At 30.9% G+C, this 11,367-nt stretch carries 11 protein-coding genes; 6 read left to right on the top strand and 5 right to left on the bottom strand.

The window, feature by feature from the left end:
- Positions 1-449, top strand: a 449-nt coding sequence (locus V6U76_RS02590) for a UbiX family flavin prenyltransferase (RefSeq protein ID WP_333023460.1), incomplete at its 5' end; no start/stop codon positions are given.
- A gap of 16 nt (positions 450-465) precedes the next feature.
- Here the strand turns inward: V6U76_RS02590 and V6U76_RS02585 are convergent.
- Complete coding sequence (locus V6U76_RS02585) at positions 466-624, bottom strand: hypothetical protein (RefSeq protein WP_333023459.1); 159 nt, start codon at positions 622-624, stop codon at positions 466-468.
- Positions 608-1,192 carry a hypothetical protein gene (locus V6U76_RS02580; protein WP_333023458.1) on the bottom strand — a complete coding sequence of 195 codons (585 nt, stop codon included), beginning with the start codon at positions 1,190-1,192 and terminating at the stop codon, positions 608-610. The genes V6U76_RS02585 and V6U76_RS02580 overlap by 17 nt, the downstream gene beginning before the upstream one ends.
- Before the next feature lie 175 nt (positions 1,193-1,367).
- Between V6U76_RS02580 and folD the strand changes: the two genes are divergently transcribed.
- Positions 1,368-2,249 carry a bifunctional methylenetetrahydrofolate dehydrogenase/methenyltetrahydrofolate cyclohydrolase FolD gene (gene folD / locus V6U76_RS02575; protein ID WP_333023463.1) on the top strand — a complete coding sequence of 294 codons (882 nt, stop codon included), beginning with the start codon at positions 1,368-1,370 and terminating at the stop codon, positions 2,247-2,249.
- A 63-nt stretch (positions 2,250-2,312) separates the two neighbouring features.
- Positions 2,313-3,458: a leucine-rich repeat domain-containing protein gene (locus V6U76_RS02570; protein ID WP_333023457.1), complete on the top strand. Its 1,146-nt coding sequence runs from the start codon at positions 2,313-2,315 to the stop codon at positions 3,456-3,458.
- 83 nt (positions 3,459-3,541) lie between these two features.
- Here the strand turns inward: V6U76_RS02570 and V6U76_RS02565 are convergent, their stop codons facing one another.
- On the bottom strand, positions 3,542-4,006 hold the full coding sequence (locus V6U76_RS02565) for a CvpA family protein (protein ID WP_333023462.1): 465 nt from the start codon (positions 4,004-4,006) through the stop codon (positions 3,542-3,544).
- Positions 4,007-4,368: 362 nt separating this feature from the next.
- Here V6U76_RS02565 and V6U76_RS02560 point away from each other — a divergent pair, with 362 nt between their 5' ends.
- Positions 4,369-6,621: an NADP-dependent malic enzyme gene (locus tag V6U76_RS02560; RefSeq protein WP_333023461.1), complete on the top strand. Its 2,253-nt coding sequence runs from the start codon at positions 4,369-4,371 to the stop codon at positions 6,619-6,621.
- A 16-nt stretch (positions 6,622-6,637) separates the two neighbouring features.
- A complete protein-coding gene (locus V6U76_RS02555) occupies positions 6,638-7,186 on the top strand; it encodes a demethoxyubiquinone hydroxylase family protein (RefSeq protein WP_333023456.1) in 549 nt (182 codons plus the stop codon).
- 51 nt (positions 7,187-7,237) lie between these two features.
- Here the strand turns inward: V6U76_RS02555 and V6U76_RS02550 are convergent, their stop codons facing one another.
- Both V6U76_RS02550 and V6U76_RS02545 read right to left on the bottom strand, forming a co-directional pair.
- Positions 7,238-7,840: a superoxide dismutase gene (locus V6U76_RS02550; protein ID WP_333023455.1), complete on the bottom strand. Its 603-nt coding sequence runs from the start codon at positions 7,838-7,840 to the stop codon at positions 7,238-7,240.
- A 189-nt stretch (positions 7,841-8,029) separates the two neighbouring features.
- Positions 8,030-9,259: a hypothetical protein gene (locus tag V6U76_RS02545; RefSeq protein ID WP_333023454.1), complete on the bottom strand. Its 1,230-nt coding sequence runs from the start codon at positions 9,257-9,259 to the stop codon at positions 8,030-8,032.
- Positions 9,260-9,402: 143 nt separating this feature from the next.
- Here V6U76_RS02545 and V6U76_RS02540 point away from each other — a divergent pair, with 143 nt between their 5' ends.
- Entirely contained in the window at positions 9,403-11,316 is a 1,914-nt protein-coding gene (locus V6U76_RS02540) for an ATP-dependent helicase (protein WP_333023453.1), read from the top strand.
- Positions 11,317-11,367 lie beyond the last annotated feature (51 nt).

Here is an 11,367-nt window from a genome sequence, read left to right as displayed (position 1 = left end):
CTGGGAAAATCACTTTATCTCATGAAACTGGTGTGACACTTGAAGATATAAAATCACTTTCTAATTTTTATTACCCAGAAGAAAAAATAGGAGAAAAGATAGCAAGTGGCTCATTTAAGACCTTGGGAATGATTATTGCTCCATGCTCTATGAAAACAATGTCTGAAATTGCATCCGGAAATACTTCTAGTTTACTTTCTAGAGCTGCGGATGTGACTCTCAAAGAAAGAAGAAAGTTGGTTCTAATGATAAGAGAGACCCCTCTGCACTTGGGACATTTACGTAATATGGTTAGTTTAACAGAAATGGGTGCAATTATTGCTCCACCAGTGCCAGCTTTCTATATAAAACCAAATTCATTAGATGAGATTATTAATCATTCTGTTCAAAAGGTATTAGGTTTACTTGATATAAAATGTTCTGAGTTTAAAGAATGGCAAGGAATTTAAGCATAAACTTTTCTATTTATATGTTAATATGCATAGGTGATACTTCTTCTATTTTTATTTCATCTAATATTTTTGACATCTTTTTAGCTATTTTTTCGTATTTGTCTACTTGCACTTTATTGTTGTACATTTCTAAAGTATTATTTTTAAATTCAGTATCAGAAAAGCTTTTCATCATTATCAGAAAAGCTTTTCATCATTATATATACTCCTACACAGCAAACATAACTTGCAGCAACTATAGCTCCCAACATAACTCTATGTGTTGTGCTATCAGTAGTAGATATTGAACTATAATCAGGACATATAAAAAGATAAAAATAAACATTAAAAAGACCTAACAAAACATTGGCATGGCCTACAAGTGAAATTGAATCCTTATAGTTGGTTATAATAGTTGCAATCTCATCAAAATTTTGTTCTATTCTTCTTTTATATTCTTCAGATTTATCATAATTTTCTTTAATAAAATTATCAACATTTGCACCACATTTTTTTAAAACACACATCATTTCTTTATTATCGCTTTCTAAAGCAAGATATAGTGCTTGATTGATTACATCTTCTGAATTATTAACAACATAATGCATGTTCAAGAAATTAGCTAAAGATGAACACCCTGCTTCTACATACTTTTTAACCTCTCGAAAGTATTCCTTATCTACCGCAAGTTTATGTAAAAATGGTTGGCCTAAATTTTTCTCCAGCTGACCTATAATAATTTTTTGTAATGAAGCAACCATCTTGCTGTTTATTATTAAATTTAAATTATAATATAAAATGGCTTGTTATGCAACGAAGTAATTATCTTTCTCATTTTTCTTGAAATCAAAGATTCTTGCCTTAAAGTAAAGAAAAAGTTATAAATAAAGTTCTTTGTCTTATTCTTAATATAGAAATACTATTTTGCAGCAATAAATAATGTTTATTATCAACGGTAAAGAGATAGCAAATGGTTTATGTTTGAGGCTTGCGAGTTTTATAAAACAACTAAAAGCTGAACATAATATTGTACCGTGCTTGAAGGTTATTCTTGTGGGAGACAATCCAGCAAGTACCCTATATGTAGGAAATAAACAGAGAAAAGCAGAGTCAATAGGAATAGAATCTGAAACCATTTTCCTGCCTTCTGATATACAGGAAGATAAATTAATTGATAAAATTAAAGAGTTAAATGAAGATAAATCTGTAAATGGAATTTTGGTACAATTACCTCTTCCAGATCATATTAACTCAAGTAAGATAATTAATTCAGTAAGAGTAGAAAAAGATGTTGATGGTTTTCATGACAAAAATGTTGGAAAGTTAGTAAAAGGAGAAAGAAATTGTCTGATTCCTTGTACACCTCAAGGCTCATTATACTTAATTAAATCAGTTGAAAAAGATATTTCTGGTAAAAATGCAGTAGTGATTGGCAGGTCAAATATAGTTGGTAAACCTATGTTCCATCTACTACTAAATGAAAATTGTACTGTTACAGTTTTGCATTCTAAAAGCAGAGATTTAGCTCATTATTGTTCTCAAGCAGATATAGTAGTTGCAGCAGTAGGTAAACCAAAATTCATTCAATCTTCTTGGATAAAATCTGGTGCAATAGTAATAGATGTTGGAATAAATTATGTAAAAGATAAGAAAAGATTTGTAGGTGATGTTGATTTTGAACAAGGAAAAGAAAAAGTTAAAGCTATAACACCTGTTCCTGGCGGTGTAGGTCCTATGACCATAGCTTTTCTAATGATCAATACTGTTATTGCTGCCTGTTTGCAGAAGGATATATGTCACAATTTTAATTGGTTATGAAAAAATAACACTAAAAAAGTTAAAAATTTAGTCATTATTATTAATTAACTTATAGGTAAAATAATGGCTACTAGTTTCTCATCTTCTAAATTATTGGAAGAAAAATATACAAATCTTGAATTTCTTGATTTGGGTACTTACAACCTTCATGATGAAAATGTTGGAAGAGCCATATCTCGGTGTTTAAAATATTGTATCAATCTAAAAGAGGTTATATTTGGTGTAAATCATGTAAGTCAATCGCTTGGAATGAGTGGCAGGCAAAAAATGTGTGACGAAAGCGCAAAAGCTTTAGGTGGATCTCTCAAATATTGTATAAATCTTAAATATATTAATTTCGATTTTTATGGAGTTAGTAATGAAGGTCAAATTGCCATATTTGATTCTATAAAATATTTAAAACAACTTACATATCTTAGATTAAATTCTGAATATATTAGTCACGAAGCAGCAGAAGTTTTATGTCAATCTATAAAAGATCTAAAACATCTTACATATCTTGATTTAAGTAGCAATAATATTAATGACGATGGTGCAAAAGCTATTGCTAACCCTTTAGAGGTTCTTAAAAATCTTATGTATCTTGACTTAGGATTTAATAACATTGGTGATGAAGGTGCAAAAGCTCTTGCTGAAGCTATAAAAAGTTGTCAAAAGCTCAAAAGATTTGATGTATGCTGTAATAATATTGGTGATAAAGGTGTAGAAAGCTTATATCGGTCTATAAGAAGTTGTCCAAAACTTAAAATCCTTGATATTAGTGGTAGAGACATTAATATTAGTGGCAAAGGTATAAAAGCTTTATGTCGAGCTTTAGAAGGCTGTGCACATTTTACACGTCTTGACTTTTCTTATATCGGCATTAATGACGAACATGCAAAAGCTCTTGCTGAGTCTTTTAAATATTGCACCAATATTACAAGTCTCAGCTTACAGTTTCATAAAATCAGTGACGAAGGTATAAAAGCCTTTATTGATCATTCAGAAAATTTTGCTCATTTAAAGTACCTTGATTTAGATTATGAATCCCCTGGAAGCTCTAATTATGCTCCCTTAGATGGTGATACTTTCAGTAAAGAAAGCTTACACAAGTTACTGATGAAATTACCAAATTCCTGCACAGTATATCATACAAAAGTTTCAGCATTTCTTCGTTATAAAAAAGGGAAATATAAAGGATTGCTTGGTTCTGATATCAGCATTAAGTAAAAATGAAATAGTTAATATAGAGTAAGTAGTGTACTTTATATTTGTACAAGAATATAATCAATACTAATAGAATAAATCCATGTTCATTCTCCTTGCTTTATTTTATCAATTAACAAGCCAACTTTTGTTTCTGAAATTTGTTGATTTACAAAATTATCTATTGCAAAAAATAAAAATTGATAAGAGTATGAATCTATTATCCAACTTGGTAGAACTTCATGCACTTCAGGAGAACGTTCAGTCACTTCATCTTCAAATACTGTATAATAGTATAGTTGTAACATAAAAAATAACATGTAAGAAAATAATATTCCCCTAAATAATCCAACTAAAGAGCCACTAACTCTGTCAATGATACCCAGTCTCACTGGTAGTAATAGTTGCATTATTAGATTATTTACTAGCATAAATAACAAATTTATTATTATAAATACTGATACTGTAGATAGTACATTGATTTTAATGTTAGAAGAGAAATATTGACTATAATTAGGAGTGAAAAAATCATAATAATTTACGGTGATAATTACAGATAAGAAAAGTAGCATCAATGCACATATTTCCTTGCACATATTTCCTTTATAAATCCTCTCATTATTGAAATCACTAAACAAAAAATCAAAATAAAAGTGGTTATAATATCCATCATAGAAATTTTATTTACCATTCTAATAGAGTTATTATATAAGAGTAATCTTCATTACTTAATTTGTCTCTTAATTTTTGAATCTATAAAAGTTTACATGCTTAATATTATGCATAATCTTCATTTTCAAAAGCAGTTCTCATTTATTTTGAAATAAATACTCTAGCTTTAAAAGAACTATAAGAATATAGAACTTTACTTCATCTTGAATATTTTGTGATAAACTATTATAATTATATGGTTGTGATTTTAAATGTAGCTGCTATGAACAATGATCCAAAAAAACAAGAAGCCCTTGAATTTCATAAAAGAGATGGAAGACCAGGTAAAATATCTATTTTACCAACAAAACCTTTACTTACGCAGTTAGATTTGTCGCTCGCTTATTCCCCTGGTGTTGCTGCACCTTGTCTGGAAATAGCTGATAACCCTAATTTAGTTTATGATTATACTGCAAAAGGAAATTCTGTTGCTGTAATTTCAAATGGCACTGCTGTGCTTGGACTTGGTAATATCGGTCCACTCGCATCAAAGCCTGTTATGGAAGGTAAAGCTGTATTGTTTAAACGCTTTGCTGATATCGATGCAATAGACATAGAAGTAGATACAGAGGATATAGAAGACTTTATTAATGCAGTTAAACACTTAGGAAAAAGTTGGGGAGGAATCAACTTAGAAGATATAAAGTCACCAGATTGCTTCATAATAGAAAAACGCTTAAATGAACTAATGGACATTCCAGTTTTCCACGATGATCAACACGGAACCGCAGTGATAGTTGCTGCAGGAATAATTAATGCTCTAGATATTGTAGGCAAAAAAATAGAGAATGTAAAGATTGTCATGAATGGAGCTGGTGCAGCTGGGATTGCATGTTTAGAAATCATTAAATCTATGGGTGCTGAAAATATAGTACTATGCGATAAGCAGGGAGTAGTCTATCAAGACAGAAAGGAAGATATGAACCCATGGAAAAAAAAATATGCAACTAGTACTCTTGAGCGTTCTTTGTCTGATGCAATGAAAGGTGCTGATATATTTATTGGATTATCTGCAAAAAATGTACTGAACGAAGCAATGTTACTCAGCATGAATAAAAATCCAATTATTTTTGCTCTTGCAAACCCTGATCCTGAAGTTAAACCTGAAATAGCAAAAGCGATAAGGCCTGATACAATCATCGCAACTGGTAGATCTGATTATGCTAACCAAGTTAATAATGTCATGGGTTTTCCTTATATATTTAGAGGAGCGCTTGACGTGCGAGCAACAACAATAAATGATGAAATGAAGATAGCTGCAGCAAATGCTATAGCGATGCTAGCACGTGAACCAGTGCTCGATGAAGTATCTACAGCATATGGCGGAAGAAGAATGAATTATGGACCTGAATATATCATTCCTACTCCATTTGATCCTAGATTAATCTCAACAGTTTCTCCAGCTGTTGCAAAAGCTGCAATTAATTCAGGAGTTGCAAGAAAAGAGATACAAACACAAGAAGAATGGGATAAATACAGTAATCATTTGCGATCACGTCTTTCTCCTACTTTTGACACACTGAATTTAGTATATAATAACTTGAGAAAAAATCCAAAAAGGATAATTTTTTCAGAAGGAGAAGAAGAAAAAGCAATAAGAGCTGCTGCGGAATGGTGCAATAATAAATATGGTCAAGCAATACTGGTTGGACGCAGTGATAAAGTTAAAGAAAATATGAAAGAGCTCGGCATTCCAGACATGAAGAATATTATGATAATGAATGCTGCTGTCTCAGTGGAACAAAATAATAAATACATAGATTATATGTATGATAAGCTTAAGCGCCGCGGCTATCTTTATAGAAGCTGTATACGTGAAGTGAAAACAGACCGCAATGTTTTTGCATCTTGTATGCTTGCCTGTGGTGATGGTGATGTCTTAATTACTGGGCTTACAAGAAGTTATTCTTCTTCTTTAAATGATATTCAGAAAATTATATCAACAGATGATATATTGTTTGGTTTATCTGTAGTTATTGCAAAAAATAGCATTTTATTTATTGCGGATACTGCTGTGCATGAAAGTTTAATGGCAGAAGATTTAGCGAAAATAGCGGTTGAGTCTGCTAAAAAAGCAAAGCAGATGGGTCATAAACCTAGAGCTGCTTTTATTTCATCCTCAAATTTTGGTAGCCGCAAGCAAAATAGTGCAGCAAAAATCTATAAAGCTATGGAAATTTTAGAAAAATCTAAGGTAGATTTTGAGTATGATGGAGAATTATCAATTGATGTTGCGCTAAATCATAACATGCTATCTTTATATCCATTTTGTAAGCTTACTGAGCCAGCCAATATTCTTATTATGCCAGACATGCATAGTGCTAGTATAGCTTTAAAGCTGTTGCAAGAAGTGGCAAATAGCTCAATTATAGGCCCTATTTTAATAGGAATAAAAAAATCAGCACAGGTAGTGGAGATGAATGCATCAGTATCAGAAATTTTAAATCTTGCGGTATTAGCTTCAGTTTATAGTTAAGGTATTTTAGGGTAAAATGGAACATGAAAAAGATATAAAAGACTGCAATATTACTAAGCTTAGGGGTAAGTTTTTAGAACAAGCAATTAGAGTAAATCATGCAGGTGAATATGGTGCTATTTGTATTTACTCTGGTCAGAAATTTGTGCTTAAGAACAGTTCTATAATTCACGAAATCTTAAAAATGGAGGAGCAAGAGCAGGTGCATCTTCATTATTTTAATGAAAAGATCAAGAAGCTTAAGGTGCGCCCAACGGTTTTATTGCCTATTTGGCACTTAATGGGAATTACGCTTGGTACAGTCACTGCTCTCATGGGAGAAAAAGCTGCGATGGCTTGCACTGCTGCAGTTGAAGAAGTAATAGGAGAACATTATAAAGAACAAGTTATGCACTTAGAAGAAAGTGAACTAAAGGATACCATAAGCAAATTTCGTGATGAAGAATTAGAACATATGGATACCGCTATTGAGCATGATGCAGAAAACGCCATTGGTTATAACATATTATCTTCTATTATAAAAAAAGGGTGTAAAGTTGCTATTTACTTATCAAAGTTAATTTAACTGCACTTTAACTTTACCATATAGCTTTACTGCACTTAGCTCAAAATAGAACTACTGATTTTTTAATAGATTGCTATTTACAAAATCCCAATTAACTAAATGATCCAGGAAGATTTTTATATAATCAACTCTACGATTTTGGCAATCCAAATAATATGCATGTTCCCATACGTCCATAGTAAGTATAGGTATTTGATCATGAACTAGCGGAAGATCTGCATTAGGAGTTTTAGTGATTTTCAGTTTTCCTTTTTCTAACACTAACCACACCCAGCCGCTACCAAATTGATTCATTCCATGTTCAGAAAAACTCTCAGTAAATTTATCAAAGCCGCCTAAATCATCTCTGATTTTTTTTGCAGCTAAAGTATCTTCAGGTGGTTTTCCTCCTCCATTTTTCTTCATTGAACTCCAATAAAAAGTATGATTCCATACCTGTGCTGCATTATTAAATATTGCAACCTTATCGCTCTTACCATGTACACTCTTTATTAAACTTTCCAAATTTTCACTTGTATTATTTACAAGCAGTAAATTAAGTTTATCAACATATCCTTTATGATGCTTATCATAATGAAACTCTAAAGTTTTTTCCGATATATATGGCTCCAAAGCTTTTTTTTCGTATGGAAGCTCAAGTAAAGTAAAACTCATAAAAACCTCTCTTGTATAAGATATAATGTAATGCAATAATATACACCTTATTTAACTTAAATAATTGGTGTTGTAAAGTAATTAGGAGCAGTTTTTTTATTACTGCTACTAATAATAAGTTATAAATTCTACTGTTTTGTTTAGAACTGCACTTTCCACACTAGAAATTTGTTTAATATTAGTAGAAGTCTACTTAATATTCTGATTTTTCATTTGATTGCAGATCTTTACAATTCCATAAATCGCTGCAGCTACTGCAATTAATACGCCACCAACAATAGGATTAACAGCAAAACACAATGTTATTCCAGTTGCTAACATAATACCGCATGTACTTAAAGTGGTAATTTTTGTTAGATTTTTATCTAAAAACCCAACAAATCTAACTTTTTTATTAGGCACAAGGTATTCAACATAATAATCATAGATCTCTGGCTTTAATGTGTTTCCTTCTGATCTCTTATATATTATTCTTTTCTTTTTTAGATTACATTCACTAAATTCAGTGGAAAAATTAAAATGTAATTTATCTGCAAACACTTTTTGAAAATCATAAGAAAAACTATTTTCATAGCAGCCGTAACCTTTCTCTTTTTTTCTATTTTCATGAAAATCATCAACTTCTTCTTTGGTAAGAATAGTTATTTTCTGATCAATGGAATGTATTAAATTTTGCACGTACTCTTTTTCTTGTTCACGTACCAAGATAACTCTGATATTGAATCTCTCATACACAACCTCATTACTTATATCTGAACGTATATGTGATTCTCCTATTCCATCACCCAAGACAACTATTGGAATATCATATAATGTTTCATACGCTTCTTGTAAGATTTTATCGTTTAGAAGATCAGTTATTCCTTTGTTTGTTATACACCTTTTAAGATATTTCCTCTTCAGTACATCATAATCTTGCTTATATTCTTTTGTTGCACGATTTGCATAATCATAAACATAATATAAGTCTGCTGTTAGGCAGTCAAGAGCAACAGTAGATATGAAGTTTTGATTAATTAAACTGTAATTTTTACTGCCACGGCGCTCTCCTGCAACTAAAGGGATTCCTACTTTTCTCATTTCATTTTTTGGCAGTAGCGAACCATTTGTAAAAGCTAATGATGAAAAAATTGTCCAAGCATTAGTTCCATGTGCACAAAAAGTACGATATGGTATGACATTACTGCGTTCATCAATTCTGATTTCAGGATGTTCTATTGTACATTCCTCATCTAATTTTTTCAACTCTTCTACTCTGTGATCCAAGTTTCTATTCTTACTAGAGTAATCATGGAGTTTTTTGAATTCCATTAACTTTTGCATGTGCATATTTTGTTGCAGACTGTTTTTATCTGATTGAAAATCATCAGATTGTATTTCTCTTTTAGAATTATCTAATTTTTTTAAATTATCTGTCATAATTTTTACCTATTATAATCTATTATATGTTTATATATATAAGTATAATTAATATCTTAACTATTATCAACATAAATCTTAACGAGTTCTTTACTTACTATAGGTAGTAAGGTTAACTTAAAGTTTAGTTAACTAGATCTACAATGAACGATTTATCTCTTAACTCTGAGCAGCAATCAGCAGTAGAAAATATCAATGGTCCAACTTTGATACTAGCCGGTGCAGGAACAGGAAAAACTAGAACAATTACCGCACGCATTGCACATATTATAAAAAATAACTATGCCTTTCCTGAAGAGATATTAGCCGTTACATTCACAAATAAAGCAGCAAATGAAATGCTTTCTAGAGTTTTAGAACTGACAAATATAAACCTTTTATGGCTTGGTACTTTTCATGCAATTGCAGCAAAGATTTTACGAAAACACGCAGAGATTGTAGGGTTAACTTCAGGCTTCACTATAATAGGTGTAGATGATCAATTACAAGTCATTAAGAACATTATTAATGAGATGGAATTGCATCTTTTATCTGACAAGCATAATAATGTTATGAATATAATCCAGCGATGGAAAGAGAAGTGTCTAATGTCATCCAGCTTAAGTGAAGCAGAATTATTCAAACCAACAGATATTGCTGCACTAAAAGTATATCATCAATACCAAGAAAGATTAAAATTTCTAAATGCAGTAGATTTTGGTGATTTGTTGCTCTATAACATACAAATTTTTAATGAGTGCAATGAGATTTTATCTTACTACCAAGAGAAATTTAAGTATATCATGGTAGATGAATACCAAGATACAAATGCAGTACAATATATATGGCTGAGGTATTTAGCAAAACAACATGCAAATATCTGCTGCGTTGGAGATGATGATCAATCAATATATAGCTGGCGTGGTGCAGAAGTAGAAAATATTTTAAAATTTTCTGATGATTTTAAAAATGCAAAAATTATAAAACTGGAATGTAATTATAGATCAACACCTCATATTCTTGCAGCTGCTGCACATATCATTAATCATAATCAAGATAGATTAGGGAAAAAACTATGGACGGCAAACGTGAAAGGGGAAAAAGTTAGTTTGATAAAGTTAATAGATGGAAAGGCTGAAGCAAGATTTATAAGTGAACAAATACTAAAGCTGAACCAATATAGATTTAGTGATATTGCTATTTTAGTTAGGGCAAGCTTTCAAACAAGAGTTTTAGAAGAATATTTTATTAAGTATTCAATCCCTTATAAAATAATTAGTGGCATGAAATTTTATGAACGTCAAGAAATTAGAGATTTGATTGCCTATCTAAGGCTTACAATAAATCATGATGATGATCTTGCTTTTGAAAGAATAGTGAATCGTCCAAAAAGAAGTATAGGAGTTGCAACTTTAAAGAAAATAAATGCTATTTCTCAAAGTAATAAAATCTCTCTCTTTAAAGCAGCGGAGATATTGGTAAGAAGTTCTCAAATAACAGAGAAGGTAGGAGATGCACTGAATGATTTTTTAAATAAAGTTAAAGCATTGGAAGAAATGGCGAGTTCAAATACGTTATGTAAACTTGTAGAAGCAATAGCAAATAGATCAGGATATATTGATATGCTTACAAACGAAGAAGTAACAGGACCTGCTAAAATAGAAAATGTAAAAGAATTAATTTCATCGCTCAGTAATTTTGAAAGTTCTATAAGCTTTTTAGAACATATTAGCTTAGTTACAGATGTAGATAACATAAATAACGATAATACTGTATATGTTATGACTCTTCATGCTGCTAAAGGATTAGAATTTCCTTGTGTATTTTTACCTGGATGGGAAGAAGGAGTGTTTCCGCATCAGAGATCTTTTGAAGATAGAAGTGGCAAAGCTTTGGAAGAGGAACGTAGACTCGCATATGTTGGAATTACAAGAGCAAAAGAAAAATTGACTATCTCCTGCGCAGATAGAAGAGAAGTAAATAATTTTTGGCAAACAATGTATATTTCAAGGTTTATAAAAGAATTACCAAAAGAAAATATTGAGATTATAAAAAGCAATGTAGCTTATTATTGCTGAATCAGACACTTTTTTATTTGCATTATAAAAAATATATTCCATATATTTTTT

It is taken from the genome of Wolbachia endosymbiont of Pentidionis agamae, from assembly GCF_036711655.1.
Taxonomy (GTDB): domain Bacteria; phylum Pseudomonadota; class Alphaproteobacteria; order Rickettsiales; family Anaplasmataceae; genus JAZHPY01.
The sequence above is the reverse complement of the archived record's forward strand: the minus strand, read 5'-3'. Positions and strand labels throughout refer to the sequence as shown.